Genomic DNA, 15,603 nt, shown 5'->3' with positions numbered 1-15,603 from the left:
ATTTAAGGTTTTACTTGTTGTTCCAATTTTTGAATCAATTCCTGTTGCAGACGGATGGTTTCCTGTTGCTGTAACAACAACTCTTCCTGCTTTTCTACCTTTTCATTGATCCGGAGAACATAAAGGGTCAATTCTTCCACCTTTTCCATCAGCATGATGCTGCTTTGTGCTACATTTAATCCGTTTTCCGTCATTTCCTTTGCACTCGGAACATTCGGTAAGTGATTATTCTTCTGAATAAACTGTTGCAGCTCATTCAGTGGCATCAAAGGATATTTTTCATCAAATACATAATCTGCCCAATCATCTAAATTTACTTTGACCTCCCGTGCATAAAGTAAGCCCGTATGATCCAACTGCATCAATTTATAAGGTGCAACACTTGGGTTATTACTCACCAACTTATCAATCACCAAGGGATGCAATTCAGAATCCTTGATTAAACGCACATGCATTTTTGCATCCGGCTTCACACCAACTCCCAAGCGCGGATCCGGAGAACAAGGAGTGTTAATCAAAAACATCCGTTGCGGATTGGAAGATGCTTGCCAAAAAGGCGCTGTTTGGATGTATCCGCCATTCATATCTGTGGCACAGGGCATTGCTGCCGGCACCTGAGTATACACCAAACTTTTCAAGTCTCCACCATTCTTTACTTTTCCGTTGGCATCAATCATTAAAACACCATCATCCGGTAAGGTAGAATCTCCCAATGCTTTAATCTTGAAGTCTCCTTCCTTGATAATCGTATTTCCAATCAATGTAGTAGTCCCGGAAACTTTCAAATCATTTTTGATGATAGTATTACCAACTACTTTCAGATCACTTTGGATGCGTGCCGTTTTGTTGACGATCAGGGAATCTTTGACAATGAGCATGGAATCAATTTTGGCGGTCCCATTTACCTGTAATTTAGCGCTTGGAGAGGTTGTGCCGATTCCTACATTCCCGGAAGTGGGAAGCGTATTGGTTTGAGAAAATGAAGTGGTTGCAATAAAAATGCTTGAAATGGCGGCGAAAAATGCCTGTTGAACAGTAGGTTTCATCTTTGAATAGTTTAAAGTTTCAGTTTAATGGGATAAATGTAAAAAATCTTTTTGATTACACAAATGAGCAAATTAATTTTAACAAATGTAGAAACGGTTCATATCATCTCCGAAACTACCTATGAACCAAACCCCATCTTTTTTATACCTTTATCCTCATGAAAATTTTGGTTGTCCGCTTTAGTTCCATTGGCGATGTGGTGTTAACAACACCCGTAGTACGCTGCTTGAAACAACAGGTGAAAGACGCCAGGATTCATTTCATTACCAAAAAAGCCTTTCAGTCCGTATTGGACCAGAATCCGTACATCGATCGCATCATTACCATCGAAAAATCAGTGGATGAGGTGGTGGAATTGTTGAAAAACGAGCAGTACGATTATGTGATCGACCTGCACAACAACATTCGTACTTTGCGACTGAAGCGTGCCTTGAAAGTGCGGTCTTTCGCTTTTCCGAAGAAGAATTTTTCCAAGTTACTCCTCACGACTTTCAAGATCAATCGCATGCCGGACCTGCATGTGGTGGACCGCTATTTTGAAGCGGTGAAAGGGTTGGGAGTTGTAAACGATCACAAACCCTGCGACTTTTTCCTGTCGGATGCGGATATCGTAGACCTGGAAGCCATCGCACTTGCACCGAAAAAATTCATCGGGGTGGCAATGGGGGCGCAATATGCAACGAAACAAATGCCGGTTTCCTTAATGGCAAAGATCCTGGAAGGAGTTCATGTGCCAGTGGTTTTGTTGGGCGGGCCGATGGATTCGGAACGGGCGGCAGAATTGATCGAACAGCTTCCCAACCAACGCGTGTTGGACCTGTGCGGAAAATTAACCTTGCGTCAATCTGCATTTATGACCAAGCAATGTGCAAAATTGCTTACCGGGGATACCGGTTTGATGCACATTGCCAGTTGTTTCGAAACACCGATCGTAAGCGTATGGGGAAATACGGTGCCTGATTTTGGGATGTACACCTATGCTCCCCAGAATAAGTCATTGTACACCATTCATGAAGTGGAAGGACTTAGCTGCAGGCCGTGTTCCAAGATCGGTTACAAGGAATGCCCGAAGAAGCACTTTAAGTGTATGCATTTGCAGGATTCCGAGAAGATAAAATTAGATTTGATGAAATAGTTTTCATGTCATGTCGAGTGTCCGCCAAGTGTTCTTGATACGTCCCGACTGAAAATGTCGGGATACTCGAACTGACAAGGCGGAAGTATCGGGACAGACATGTTTAGAATCCCAGGCTTATAAGGTTTGAATGTATCCGCCGTCTCAGAGCGCGGAATTACATTTTGAAAACAGCAAGTATTTAATTCGCTATTCCATAAACAGCTTCCGCAATTCCGTTGCGTCCTTCGGACTCATCTTCTTCGCCAGGATCAGGGCGAGTTGTTTTCTTCTCAAAGCACCTTCATACCGGTCGACTTCCTCTTCCGTTTCGGGAATCAGTTCCGGGACCTGGATCGGTCCGCCATGTTGGTCAACAGCTACAAAGGTATAAATCGCCTCATTTGATTTGCTCCGTCTGCCGGTAATGTTGTCTTCCACGAAAACATCTACGAAAATTTCCATGGAAGAATTGAATGCACGGGAAACCTTTGCTTCCAAAGTCACAATGGATGCGTGATTGATCGGGGAATTGAAACTGACATTGTTGACGTTTGCGGTAACAACCACCCGGTGACAATGCCGGTGAGCTGATACACTCGCTATTTCATCCATCCAGGCCAGTAATTGACCTCCGAATAAATTTCCCAGGGTATTGGTATCATTCGGTAACACCACTTTAGTAGTAATGGCCAGGGTTTCTGATGCAAGTCTAGGCTTCATTTTCCTTTTTTTCGGTAAAAGTACATTAATTTAACATGAGGGGAGATTAAGAATGCGCTTAGAATCCAAAAAATTTCCGCTGTTAGAAAAAGCCTTACTATATTTACAAACTTCAAAGAGCATTATGGAAAAACTCATTCAGGAATTTTCGTCCAACATCAGTGAAGCATTGAAAATCGCTGCTGGGGCAACATTTACCAAACCAACTCAGGAGATCCGGAATATCGTCATTTGCGGTATGGGAGGATCCGGGATCGGTGGAAGAATTGTGGCTCAATGGGTTCAAAATACCTGTTCGGTTCCGGTATTGTCCGTCCAGGATTATTCTTTACCGGCTTTTGTAAACAAACACAGCCTGGTAATCGGGTCGTCTTATTCCGGAAACACGGAAGAAACTCTGTTTGCGCTGGAAGATGCAAAATCGAAAGGAGCCACCATTATCGGGATTTGTTCCGGTGGGTCGCTGGCCGAGTTTTGTAAAACACATGGTTACCAATACGTGGTTGTTCCGGGTGGGAATCCGCCTAGAACGGCCCTGGCTTTTTCTCTGGTGCAATTGAGCAATATCTTCCTGCAATTGGGATATGCCCAATCCACGATCCTGGATGAAATTTCGAACGGGAAGAACCTGATCGATTCCAACCAGGCAGCGATTAAGTCTGAAGCCATGCGTGTGGCACACGAACTTCAAAAAAGAACGGTTGCCGTATATGCGGGGTCTGAATACGAAGGGATCACCATTCGCGCCAAACAGCAATTCAATGAGAATTCCAAAGAATTGTGCTGGCAGCATGTCATCCCGGAAATGAACCACAATGAATTGGTCGGATGGGGCGGAGGAGACAAACGTTATGCATGTTTGTTTATCCAAACCAACGATTTGTCCATGCGCAATCAAAAACGGTTTGATATCTCTGTTGAACGCACCAAATCAAAAACAGATAAAGTAGAGGTCATTTCAGCAAAAGGGGCAACCCCGGTTGAAAAGAGCATTTATCTGATCCATTTGATCGATTGGATCTCTCTTTATTTATCCGACTTGAAGCATGGTGATCCGATCGAAATTGAGATTATTGATTACCTGAAAGCAGAGCTCAGTAAAATCAAATAATGAAGAATGAATAATTGAAAGAGGGGGTTCTTCAGCCTTCTTTTTCGAATGTTTCAATTATCCATTTGTCAATTTTCAATTAATCTACGAATTTTCCTCCGGCGTAAACCTGGAACTCAAAACCGCGGTCGTTATGGACCTCAAAGTTTACTTTCACGTTTACACCGATGTATTTTTCAGGGTCACTCGCCAGGATATTGATCAGTTGATCTTTGAAATCTAATCTCAAAGCGGTCGTAAATCCATTCGGATCATCCGGTCCGAGAATGATGTAGCTAAACATATCCTGGTTCACAAAGCCCTGGAAAGTAGTTGCGAATTCTTTTTGGGAATTCAGGGCGTCCATGGCTCTTTTCGAACTGAGCGGATGCAGCGGGGCTGGCTTGTATTTCATGGAGTTGATATCATCCTGGAAGGAAGCACTGCGCTCTTTGGTTTTGATGATTTTTCCTTTTTCGTTGTAATAGGAAATCCGGTCGATAAAAACCGCTTCGTTCCCTCCGTTCACCTGGTCAATCAATTCCTGGATTACAAACGGTTTCCCGTTGTTCAGGAAATAGTAACGTGTACCGTTCGTTTTACCACTTCCTTCCGAAAATTGTTCTTCGATGATCTGAAGCACATTCGTCGTATCCAAATGCCCGATCACTTCAATCATTTCTCCGTCGCTTTTTTCGTAATGCAACGAATTGGCAGTGATTCCCGAAGATTCCGTTATTTTTTTCAGTTCCAGCACCTGCCGGTCCATTTCAGCTTCATTTTTGAACTGTTTGACGATGGTTTTTTTCTCTTCGGTTTTTTTCTCACCGGAATTATCCGAACCACAGGATACTAATCCGATAAGCAATAAAGGGAAAATATACTTTTTCATAGCGTTTGTTTCATTCAAAATGACGTGACATGTAAAAGTAACAGGTTTATAACAAATGACACTCTTTTTTTCGCTTAAATTAGACCCGGAAAACAATTCGGAGTATGGAAAAGATCGTCATTGCAGGAGGTTCAGGACTAATCGGAACAGGATTGGCAAATCATTTACGAAAGGCGGGGCACGAGGTTTGGGTCCTTTCACGCAAACCTTCCGGGCTGGACGGTTTCCTGAACTGGGATCCGAAAACCGGGTCGATTGATCCCGACGCGATAACGAAAACCACGGTCCTGATCAATCTGTGCGGAGCAGAATTAGCGGCCAAAAGGTGGACGAAATCCCGGATCAGAGAATTGTATTCTTCCCGGGTGGAAACAACCAATTTCCTATTTGAATCGTTTAAAGACTCGGCCGATTTGAAGCAGTATGTATCTGCGTCCGGGGCGGTTGCTTACGGATTTGAACACCCGGAAAAAATCTATAAAGAATCGGATTCCTTCGGGAAAGATATCATTTCAGACATTACACGGAAATGGGAAAAAGCAGCCGATCAGTTTGCTTCTGTCTGTACCGTTTCAAAAATCAGGATTGCGGTTGTGCTGAGTGAATCCGGCGGTGCTCTGCAAAAATTGGCCAATCCTGTCAAAAAAGGATTCGGAGCCGTTTTGTCCTCCGGGGAGCAGGCCATTCCATGGATCTACAGCGAAGATCTTTACCGGGTATTTGAATGGGTAATTGCCCATAAACTGGAAGGAGTTTATCATGCTTCTGCCGGGAATACGACCAATAAGGAACTCACAAAACTGATCGCCAGAACCCTGAAAAAAAGATTGTTACCTGCTGTTCCGGCTTTTGCAGTCCGGCTTTTGTTTGGAAAGATGGCCCTGATGCTGCTGCATGGAAATCAAGTCTCCAACGAGAAAATTCATTCCGAAGGATTTTCTTTCCTGCATGGAAATCTTAATTCAACAATTCAACGTATTTTTGGATAAACAAAAAACCCTTTGTCATCGACAAAGGATTTTTTTGCTATTAATCGAAAAAACAAGAGCACCCCTACTCCTGTTACTCAAATGAGTACTTTTTAAAAGGAATGACTATGAAAATCATTCGAACGAAACAAAGATGAAACAAGAGCTTGATTATTCGAAATCAATATTTTTAATATTTACGATACCCAAGCTCGAATCGAAGATGCTTAATTGACTGTAAATCAAAAGATTGAAAACATTAATTTAAGTAAAAAATTACAATGTCCACAGGATCAACAGATAGTTTAGTTCGTTTAATTTCTTCCCTGTCAAAGGCAGAGAAACGAAGTTTTAAGCTTTATGCGAATCGGAATTCTTCTTCTCCGGAAGAGATCAAGTACCTGCAGTTGTTTGATTTTATTGACAAGACAGAGAACTATTCCGACGAATTGGCGATTTCCAAGGTTGCTGGGTTAAAAAAGAGCCAGCTTTCAAATATTAAAGCCCATCTGTATAAGCAACTGCTGACAAGTCTGAGGCTTCAGCATGCAGCTCATTTGCCCACTATTGAAATCCGTGAATCGATGGACCATGCCCTGATCCTGTATGAGAAAGGATTTTACAACCAGGCATTGAAATTACTGGAAAAAGCCAAACAGCACGCGATCAAAATCCAATCGACCATTTTGCACCTGGAAATCCTGGATTTTGAGAAATTCATTGAGTCGCAGCACATTACACGAAGTGTTTCCTCGCGCGCAGACGAATTGACAGCTGAAAGCCGGGTTTTGAGCAAACATGTGCAGGGAAGCATCCAATTCTCGAACCTGTCCTTGCAGCTTTACGCCCTGAATGTAAAGGTCGGTTTTGTGCGGGACGAGAAGGATTACCGTTTCGTCAAGGAATTTTTTGCCAAGCGCTTACCTGAATACCATATTTCAGAGCTGAGCTTCGAAGAAAAGATGCATTTGTATAATGCGTACGTCTGGTACCACTACATTACGCAGGAATTCCTGATGTGCTTCAAATATGCCAGTTTGTGGGTAAAATTGTTTGAAGATCATTCGCATGTGAAAGACCATTACCGCGAAATGTACCTGAAAGGACTGTATAATTTACAGAATGCTTTATTTAACCTGAGAAATCACAAACGTTTGCTCGAATCCATCGAAAAGCTGGAAAGTGCGGACCTGGGAGACCGGGAAAACGAGAACATTGCCTTGCTGCATCGCATGTACTGGCTCACGGCGAAGATCAATTATTATTACCTGTGCGGGACGTTTTCGGAGGGGTTGGAAATTGTGCCGAAAGTCGAACAGTTTATCTCCGACCACGAAGACCGTTTGGATAATCACCGGATCATGATCTTATACTACAAAGTGGCTTGTTTGTATTTCGGAAACGGGGACAATAAAATGGCGATCAAGTACCTGAACCAGATCATTCAACTGAAAGATGTTTCCTTGCGGGAAGATATCCAGGCTTTTGCACGGATCCTGAACCTGATTGCGCATTTTGAATTGGACACGGATGATCGTTTGTTGGATTACCAGATCAAGTCCGTTTACCGTTTCCTCCGGAATATGGGTGATTTGCACGGGGTACAGCAGGAGATCCTGAATTTTCTCCGACAGCTTCCTTTTGCAGATGACCGCTCCCTGATGCGGGCATTCCGCATTTTGCATGGAAAGCTGGTAAAGTTGTCCAAATTGCCTTATGAAAAACGCCCCTTCCTATACCTGGACATCATTTCGTGGCTGGAGTGCAAGATCGAAAAACGGACCGTTCAGGAAGTTATCCGCGACAAATTCTTGTTGGAGCAGGAGACAGGTCAAAGTGTCTATTTCCCGGATTAGAAAAGGAGATCAGCGGATTAAAATCGTAGAAAAAGAATCAAATGACGAAAAATTAAGCAAAAAATACAACCCAAACTTGTCGGTTAAAAAATAAGTTGTACTTTTGATTACATATTCGTCAAATAAATGTTTAAATACTCAACAATTAAATGACCGGATTAAAAGTAGGTGATCGGATGCCTGATTTTCAGGGAAAAGATCAAAATGGAAAAGAAATATCGAACCGTGATTTTGCCAATAAAAAATTGGTGATCTATTTCTATCCGAAAGACAATACGCCGGCTTGCACGAATCAGGCATGCAGTTTAAGAGATTCGTACCAGGCATTGCAGCAAAAGGGGTATGCTATTTTGGGAGTAAGTATGGACACGGAAAAGATGCATACCCGGTTTATTGAAAAGTTTAGTTTACCTTTTTCATTGATAGCAGATACCGAACGGAAAATGATCGATGCGTTTAAAGTTTGGGGACTGAAGAAGTTTATGGGACGTGAGTACGATGGAATCCACCGGACGACGTTTGTAATAAATGAAAAAGGAATAATTACACATATAATAGAGAAACCAAAAACGAAAATTCACGGTGAGGAGCTATTAAATTTAGATTGATCCGTACATCGTAAGTAGTTTACGACCTACTGGTCATACATTTGCAGAAACGATAACAAAACGATTTAAAATTAAGCGATATGGCAGTTAAAGAAGTTAACCCGGAAAAATTGAAAGCACTTCAGCTAACTATGGAAAAGTTGGATAAGACTTTCGGAAAAGGATCTGTAATGAAATTGGGAGACAATGCAATTGAAGAAGTGGAGGTGATTCCTTCCGGTTCAATTACCTTGGATTTGGCTCTTGGAGTAAACGGTTATCCGAAAGGGAGGATCGTTGAAATTTATGGGCCGGAGTCTTCCGGTAAAACGACCCTGGCAATTCATGCCATTGCAGAAGTGCAAAAGCAAGGAGGTATTGCTGCGATCATTGATGCGGAACATGCATTTGATCAGTTTTACGCGCAAAAATTAGGCGTGGATGTAGAGAACCTATTAATCTCTCAGCCCGATAACGGTGAACAGGCACTGGAGATTGCAGATAGTCTGATCCGTTCGGGAGCGGTAGACTTATTGGTTATTGACTCCGTAGCAGCATTGACTCCGAAGGCAGAGATCGAAGGCGAGATGGGTGATTCCCAAATGGGATTGCAGGCTCGTTTGATGTCCAAGGCATTGCGTAAATTGACCGGATCGATCAACAAGGCAAAATGCTGCTGTATTTTCATCAACCAATTGCGCGATAAAATCGGTGTGATGTTCGGTAACCCGGAAACAACAACGGGAGGAAATGCTTTGAAATTCTACGCTTCTATGCGTATTGATATCCGCAGAGCAAGCCAAATCAAGGAAGGAGAAGATGTAATCGGTAACCGCGTGAAAGTAAAAGTGGTAAAGAATAAAGTAGCTCCGCCTTTCCGTAAAGCTGAATTCGACATCATGTATGGAGAAGGAATTTCCAAAGTAGGTGAGGTCATCGATTTGGGAGTGGAATTGAACATCTTAAAGAAAAGCGGTTCCTGGTTCTCTTATGGGGAAACGCGTTTGGGACAGGGAAGAGACTCCGTAAAAAATATGATTGCTGATAATCCGGAATTAATGGATGAATTAGAAGCAAAGATCAAAGAAGCTCTTGGTGCTACCGGCACTCCGGTGGTGGTAGACCAGGACTAACTGCATATCGTTTCCAATGAGTCCCGTGAGCAATTGCGGGACTTGTATTGGAAATCTCACTCATTGAAGGATATAGAAACACAGATACATAGCTGTTCACATGCTTGTTATTCATGAGTTAACTCAATAAGAGTAAAAACCACTATTTTCAATCCCGACCTAATTGAGAAATAACCTGGTCGGATTCTCCTTTCTAAGTTTCTGTGAGACCTATGTACTTAAACTTAGTACCTTCTCGACAATATTTCCTTACTTTTGCCCAAACTGAAGCAAATGGTATTATCAATGACCGGCTACGGAAAAGCAAGTGGTTCCTTCCAGGGGAAGAAAATCGTTGTGGAGATCCGTTCCTTAAACAGTAAAAGCTTAGATCTGAATATGCGTGCAATTCCGTTGTATCGCGAGATTGAATTGGAAAACCGTTCGATAGTTGCCGAATTATTGGACAGGGGGAAAGTAGAACTATCTATTTCTTTGGAGAATTCCGGGGATACGAAGAATTACGTGATCAATCGTGACCTCGCCCAGGCTTATTACAAAGACATCAAGGAAACAGCTGAATTATTGGGTGAACCTGCGGATGATATTTTATCTATGGTGTTGAGAATGCCGGAGATCTATTCCAATGAAAAGGAAGCACTTTCGGATGAGGAATCGACTTTTGTACAAAGCTTGGTAAGGGAAGCCTGCATGCATCTCAACGAGTTCCGGAAGCAGGAGGGAGACCAGTTGCGAAAAGACTTTGAAGGAAATATCCAACGCATAGATGAATTGTTGGCTGAAGTTCCGAAATACGAAACAGCACGTATCGAAGCTGTTCGCGAACGGATGAAAGCCGGCCTGGAAAAAATCACCAATATATCCATTGACCTGAACCGTTTGGAGCAGGAAATCATTTTCTACATTGAGAAGATGGACGTTTCAGAAGAGAAAATGCGTCTTTCAAATCACCTGAACTACTTTTTGGAAACCATGAACATTCCTTTATGCGGAAAAAAACTGGGATTCATCACGCAGGAAATCGGTCGTGAGATCAACACCCTTGGAAGTAAATCCTATCATGTGGAAATGCAGAAATTGGTCGTTGAGATGAAAGATCACCTGGAAAAGATCAAAGAACAAGTCTTAAATACCCTGTAACATGGCATTTGATTCGAGTGGTGGTAAGTGTGTGATCTTTTCAGCTCCTTCGGGTGCCGGAAAAACCACCATTGTTCAGTACTTGTTGGGGAAATTACCCGAGTTGGCTTTTTCCATTTCTGCATGCAGCCGCGACCCGCGCGGAGAAGAAGAGCATGGAAAACATTATTATTTTTTGGGAATCGAAGGATTCAAACAAAAAATTGATTTGGGAGAGTTTATAGAGTGGGAAGAGGTTTACACAAATAACTTTTACGGAACACTTGCTTCCGAATTGGAACGAATCTGGGGAGCAGGAAAAACCGTCATTTTTGATGTGGACGTTGTCGGAGGGTTGAATTTGAAAAAGATTATGGGAGACAACGCCTTGGCGATTTTTGTGCAACCACCTTCTTTTGAAGCCCTGGAAGATCGCTTGAGGTTCAGAAGTACGGAAACGGAGGAAAAAATCACGATGCGTTTAGCCAAAGCACAGATTGAATTGGCTCGTGCTCCCGAATTTGATTATATTCTCCTGAATGATGATTTGCAGAGAGCCTGTAAAGAAGCAGAAGCAGTTGTTCGCACATTTATTTCCTGAATTATGAGAGTAGGTTTGTATTTCGGAACGTTTAATCCCATTCATGTCGGCCATTTAGTCATTGCGAATTATATGGCCGAGTATACGGATATTGACCAGGTTTGGTTGGTTGTTACTCCTCAAAATCCCTTAAAACTCAAATCCTCTTTGTTGCCGGATTATCATCGCCTGGCAATTGTCAACGAAGCAATTCAGGATAACATCAATTTGAAAGCATCGGATATTGAATTCAAATTACCTCAACCGAATTATACAGCAACTACCCTGGCTTACCTGAAGGAGAAATACCCGAAGCATGAATTCTCACTGATCATGGGAGAAGATAACCTGAGAACGTTCCACAAGTGGTACAACCATGAGCATTTATTGACGAATTATAAATTTTATGTTTATCCGCGTGTGCTAACGATCCAGGAGGAAGAAGAAGTCCAGGAAATTGGCCATCACCCGGAAAACGGATTTAAAAATCACCCGAACATTATCATGTGCGAAGATGCACCGGTCATGAAAGTGTCATCAAGTTTCGTCCGGCATGCTATTAAAGAGGGAAAAGACGTGCGTTACCTGCTTACCGATCCGGTTCGCAAGTACATTGATGAGATGAATTTTTACCGTTAAGCCTTTTTGCTCTTAAAGAAACGAGCAATCTGTTTCCGGAAGAAAAACATCAGAATCAGGTAAGGGATTGCAATGAGGAATAAAATTCCGGAATTGATTGAAGAACCGAAGGAATTTTCGTCCAACTCACTTCCCTGCTGCGCCAACAATTTGCATTGAGAACAACCTTGTCCAAAAGCAAAATCCACAACAATCAGTGTGATTACCAATAAAAACAAGCGTTTTTTCATGAGAGTAAAAGTACAAAAGAAACGGATAGGTGGATGCTTTTGTTGGGGGATTTAACATTATTGAAGTTAGGAAATGCCACGTTACTTAATTGATTCGTTTTTTTAGCAAGTTAGTAAACTTACTTACAGGTTGAGTTTAATTAATTGAACGTCAGTATATATATATTGATACTCGTATCGTTACTATGTTAGTAAACTTGCTAACAGTTTGATCGCTGATCACAACAAATCCAACAAGTCCTTGCGACTCAACTGCTTCAGGGTACTCACATCCGTGTGGACCAAATCACCGACCAACTCTTGTTTGCGTTTTTGCAATTCCAGTATTTTTTCTTCGATCGTATTCGGAGTAATAAAACGCACGGCAACCACCTTTTTATCCTGACCAATGCGATAGGCCCGATCAATTGCCTGGTTTTCAACCGCCGGATTCCACCAGGGATCCATGAGGAAAACATAGTCGGCTTGCGTTAAATTCAATCCCATTCCACCGGCTTTGAGGCTGATTAAAAAGACCCGGATTTCCTCGTTTTCCTGGAAAGCAGTTACTACTTCTTTGCGTTTCCGGGTCTGACCTGTCAATAGGGAATAGGGAATCTTTCGTTCCTCCAATGCTTTCTCTATCAGGTTGAGCATCCCGACAAACTGAGAGAATACCAGGATTTTATGATGCTTCTTTTTGTCTTCAATTTGCTCCAGTAATTCCTGGATTTTGGCTGATTGATCTCCGTAGGAAACACCATTGTCATTAATCAGTGCAGGAGAATTGCAGATCTGCCGTAATTTGGTCAGGCCGGCGAGCACGTGCATACTGCTTTGCCCGTCCTGGAAATCGGGCTCACTCATCAGGTATTCTTTCAATTCCGTTTTGTACACATCGTAAACACGCCGTTGCTCGTGATCCATTTCGCAATAGACGACCATTTCGGTTTTTTCGGGAAGTTCCGTCGCAACCTGCTTTTTGGTCCGTCTCAACAAGAAAGGATGAATGCGTTTTTGCAATTCTTTTGCGCGCTGACCGTCCTGAAATTTGTCAATGGGAAGGGCAAAATGGTCTTTGAATTGTTTCAATGAACCGAACATTCCCGGATTGCAAAAGGACAAAATGGAATAGATGTCAAGTGTATTATTTTCAATCGGTGTTCCTGTGAGTACAAAACGCTGTTTGGACTGAAGCAAACGAACGGTTTTATAGCGTTTGGAATCCGGATTCTTAATCGCCTGACCTTCGTCGAGAATAACTGTATCAAATACAACATCTTTTAAATGGCGAATGTCTGACAACAAGGTTCCATACGAACTCAGCAATAGATCAAATGCTTCAAAACGATGTGCCGATTGAGCGCGCTTTGCTCCGTGAAGATCCAAAACCCGTAAATGTGGAGTAAATTTTGCGACTTCATCTTTCCAGTTGAATATGAGCGAAGTTGGAACTACAATGAGATGCACACCTTTTTTGACCTCCTGCTTTTTGGAAAGATAGGCCAATAACTGAATGGTTTTCCCAAGTCCCATGTCATCCGCAAGAATACCACCAAAACCAAAATCATTCAAAAAGTGCAGCCAGTGATATCCTTCCCGCTGATAATGTCTCAATTCCGTTTGGAACGTTTTGGGAAGTTCGATTTCGGGAATACGTTCAAAATGGGTGATCTTCTCCTTCAGATCTTCTATCTGCGTTCGAACCGTGCTGTCAATTTCTTCCGCATTGAACCATTCATCGATGAATTGGTAGGATGTTTTAGGAATGCGAATCACGTCGTCCACCAATTCTCCTTCCCTGAAAAATGCGGAGAATCGATCCAGCCAATGTTGCGGAAGCAAGGCCATTTGCCCGTCACCCAATTTTACATACCGCGATTTCTGAATAATGCTGCGCTGAATTTCTTTTAGTCGCACCCGGTTATCGCCCACTTTAATATGTGTTTTTGTTTCAAACCAATCAATTCCGCTAATGATCTGCACGGAAACGTTCATGCTCTTAGGAACGAGTTTCAGTTTGGTCAATTCCTGGAAACCGTGAATTTCGAGTTCGGCTTCATTCCAGGATTCGAATGCATTCAAAAACCAATCGTTTTCCAAAAACTGGCTTTTATGCAAATAGAAAAAGTCCCCGCCAAGCTGGTATTCGAAATCTTTGTGGAGGCGAATAATCTGACCCAAAAAGTTCACTTCCAGGTTTTCATCGCGCGGAATTTCAAAGGAATTACCGGTTTGATCGATCGTCAGTAATTTGCGTTTGGAGAGAATAGGAATTTCCACCTTTCCATATTCGATAATCGGGGTGATGTGAATGTAGTGTTCGCTATCTGTCAGATAAATGCGTTTCGCCTGAACAGTTGCCAGTTGAGTTTGTTTGATAAGGGCGCGGGTGGCCTTTTTGACATAGGAATAATTGATGCTTACCACGTTCTCAAGCGGGACCAGGAAACGTGACTGGAAGGCATCGAATTGCGATTGATGAATGATCAGTTTGTTGTGGTTTTTCCTGAAATAACTCAACGTCCTGAGGTAATTCCAGTTTTTAATGAGGTACAAATCCTGTCCGCGCCGGATAAACAATTCACTTTTCATTTTCACTTGATCGAAGGCAATTTTGTGATTATCGCATTCAATAAAACCGGTTATTTCATAAAACTCCTGGTTTTGGTTGACATCCAAATGTAAAAGCATCGGTTTGTCATGGATGCGGAGTATGAAATCGGTGTCTTTCGGCGGTTTGGTATTCCAGGCTTCGATTACGTCTAACGCTTCAAAAAGCGGCTTCGCAATCCCGATCGCCCGGACGACTTTCAAAAATGTTTCTTCATCAGTTGCCAGGTTCCGGTATAAATGATGCTTCGTTCCCAATATTCCCAAAGCAGTATACGCCTGGATCATTTCAGGATTTGTTTCCTGAAGCGCCAATTCCAAAGCATTCAGCGCCTTGATCGGTGATTTTATCTTACCCTGTTGGGTCAGGGCACTTTCGTTGATCTCAAATTCGAAGTGATTTTCATCTGAAAAAGCACGAAACAAAATATAGCGGTTCGGTAATGAAGCGTGTAATTTTTCCGGGGAAAAAGAAACAGGAGCCAGTTTGCGGTTCAATTCATCCAATTTATCCGGAGTCAGACGAATCAGTTCCGGATTTTTCGAGGCAACTTTAACCTGCCTGTTTTCATAGCTAACCTGAAAAAGTCCGTCCCATTTTGCCTCGTCTGAAATTCCATAAGAAAGCGCGACCTCCGAAATACGTTTTTTACGGTCTGTTTCGTCGAAAAAAACCCGGAAGTCTGCCAGTTCCATTACCCGGTAAAGCACAATTGCCTGATGATCACAGAGTTTTTTTCCATTCCCGCCACAGCTGCAGGCAAGAATAACCATTTGATTTTCCTGTGTCAGGATAACCTCGTGTTCGGCACGAAATCCGTAATGACACAAAAAAACACCTTTGTTAATGGAAAGTTCAATCGCGCGAACGGAATTCCCGCTAAAGCTCAACACGTTTATTGCAGAAGCTTCCGCATATTTCAGAAGGGTGCCGTAGTTCAGTTCATGAAAACCGGAATCCCGAAGTATGAACAATTCTTCACCGTCATGCGGGTCATCCATTTCAGCTGAACTTAACATGCAGTGAAGGTAG

14 protein-coding genes are annotated in these 15,603 nt (G+C 42.5%); 9 read left to right on the top strand and 5 right to left on the bottom strand.

Annotation, left to right across the window (positions count from 1 at the left end):
* Window positions 1–2 precede the first annotated feature (2 nt).
* Entirely contained in the window at window positions 3–1,046 is a 1,044-nt protein-coding gene (locus FO442_RS16960) for a hypothetical protein (RefSeq protein ID WP_144334410.1), read from the bottom strand.
* A 158-nt stretch (window positions 1,047–1,204) separates the two neighbouring features.
* Here FO442_RS16960 and FO442_RS16955 point away from each other — a divergent pair, with 158 nt between their 5' ends.
* Window positions 1,205–2,182, top strand: coding sequence for a glycosyltransferase family 9 protein (locus FO442_RS16955; protein ID WP_144334409.1), 978 nt, complete (start codon window positions 1,205–1,207; stop codon window positions 2,180–2,182).
* 189 nt (window positions 2,183–2,371) lie between these two features.
* On the opposite strand, the gene FO442_RS16950 is transcribed toward FO442_RS16955, so the two are convergent.
* The gene (locus tag FO442_RS16950; protein WP_144334408.1) at window positions 2,372–2,884 is read right to left on the bottom strand and encodes an acyl-CoA thioesterase; all 513 of its coding nucleotides are present in this window, start codon (window positions 2,882–2,884) and stop codon (window positions 2,372–2,374) included.
* A gap of 124 nt (window positions 2,885–3,008) precedes the next feature.
* On the opposite strand from FO442_RS16950, the gene FO442_RS16945 reads away from it, so the two are divergent.
* Window positions 3,009–3,995 (top strand): bifunctional phosphoglucose/phosphomannose isomerase, encoded by a 987-nt coding sequence (locus FO442_RS16945; RefSeq protein ID WP_186280219.1) that lies wholly within the window; start codon window positions 3,009–3,011, stop codon window positions 3,993–3,995.
* A 79-nt stretch (window positions 3,996–4,074) separates the two neighbouring features.
* On the opposite strand, the gene FO442_RS16940 is transcribed toward FO442_RS16945, so the two are convergent.
* Window positions 4,075–4,866: a hypothetical protein gene (locus FO442_RS16940; RefSeq protein ID WP_144334406.1), complete on the bottom strand. Its 792-nt coding sequence runs from the start codon at window positions 4,864–4,866 to the stop codon at window positions 4,075–4,077.
* A gap of 104 nt (window positions 4,867–4,970) precedes the next feature.
* Between FO442_RS16940 and FO442_RS16935 the strand changes: the two genes are divergently transcribed.
* The 7 genes from FO442_RS16935 to nadD all read left to right on the top strand — a co-directional run bounded on the left by FO442_RS16935 (window position 4,971) and on the right by nadD (window position 11,748).
* Window positions 4,971–5,855 (top strand): TIGR01777 family oxidoreductase, encoded by an 885-nt coding sequence (locus FO442_RS16935; RefSeq protein WP_144334405.1) that lies wholly within the window; start codon window positions 4,971–4,973, stop codon window positions 5,853–5,855.
* Window positions 5,856–6,115: 260 nt separating this feature from the next.
* Window positions 6,116–7,690 (top strand): hypothetical protein, encoded by a 1,575-nt coding sequence (locus FO442_RS16930; protein ID WP_144334404.1) that lies wholly within the window; start codon window positions 6,116–6,118, stop codon window positions 7,688–7,690.
* A 149-nt stretch (window positions 7,691–7,839) separates the two neighbouring features.
* Window positions 7,840–8,298, top strand: coding sequence for a thioredoxin-dependent thiol peroxidase (bcp, locus tag FO442_RS16925; RefSeq protein WP_144334403.1), 459 nt, complete (start codon window positions 7,840–7,842; stop codon window positions 8,296–8,298).
* 80 nt (window positions 8,299–8,378) lie between these two features.
* The gene (gene recA, locus FO442_RS16920) at window positions 8,379–9,410 is read left to right on the top strand and encodes a recombinase RecA (protein ID WP_144334402.1); all 1,032 of its coding nucleotides are present in this window, start codon (window positions 8,379–8,381) and stop codon (window positions 9,408–9,410) included.
* 273 nt (window positions 9,411–9,683) lie between these two features.
* Window positions 9,684–10,550 (top strand): YicC/YloC family endoribonuclease, encoded by an 867-nt coding sequence (locus FO442_RS16915; RefSeq protein ID WP_144334401.1) that lies wholly within the window; start codon window positions 9,684–9,686, stop codon window positions 10,548–10,550.
* Window position 10,551: 1 nt separating this feature from the next.
* On the top strand, window positions 10,552–11,130 hold the full coding sequence (gene gmk, locus FO442_RS16910; RefSeq protein WP_144334400.1) for a guanylate kinase: 579 nt from the start codon (window positions 10,552–10,554) through the stop codon (window positions 11,128–11,130).
* A gap of 3 nt (window positions 11,131–11,133) precedes the next feature.
* Complete coding sequence (gene nadD / locus FO442_RS16905; protein WP_144334399.1) at window positions 11,134–11,748, top strand: nicotinate (nicotinamide) nucleotide adenylyltransferase; 615 nt, start codon at window positions 11,134–11,136, stop codon at window positions 11,746–11,748.
* Here the strand turns inward: nadD and FO442_RS16900 are convergent.
* Both FO442_RS16900 and FO442_RS16895 read right to left on the bottom strand, forming a co-directional pair.
* Complete coding sequence (locus tag FO442_RS16900) at window positions 11,745–11,978, bottom strand: hypothetical protein (protein ID WP_144334398.1); 234 nt, start codon at window positions 11,976–11,978, stop codon at window positions 11,745–11,747. The genes nadD and FO442_RS16900 overlap by 4 nt on opposite strands.
* Window positions 11,979–12,197: 219 nt before the next feature.
* Window positions 12,198–15,590 carry a DEAD/DEAH box helicase gene (locus FO442_RS16895; RefSeq protein ID WP_144334397.1) on the bottom strand — a complete coding sequence of 1,131 codons (3,393 nt, stop codon included), beginning with the start codon at window positions 15,588–15,590 and terminating at the stop codon, window positions 12,198–12,200.
* Window positions 15,591–15,603 lie beyond the last annotated feature (13 nt).

Source organism: Fluviicola chungangensis (assembly GCF_007558725.1).
In the GTDB taxonomy this organism is placed as follows: Bacteria; Bacteroidota; Bacteroidia; order Flavobacteriales_D; family Crocinitomicaceae; genus Fluviicola; species Fluviicola chungangensis.
Note: the sequence above shows the minus strand (reverse complement) of the source record. Positions and strands in the feature narration are given on the sequence as shown.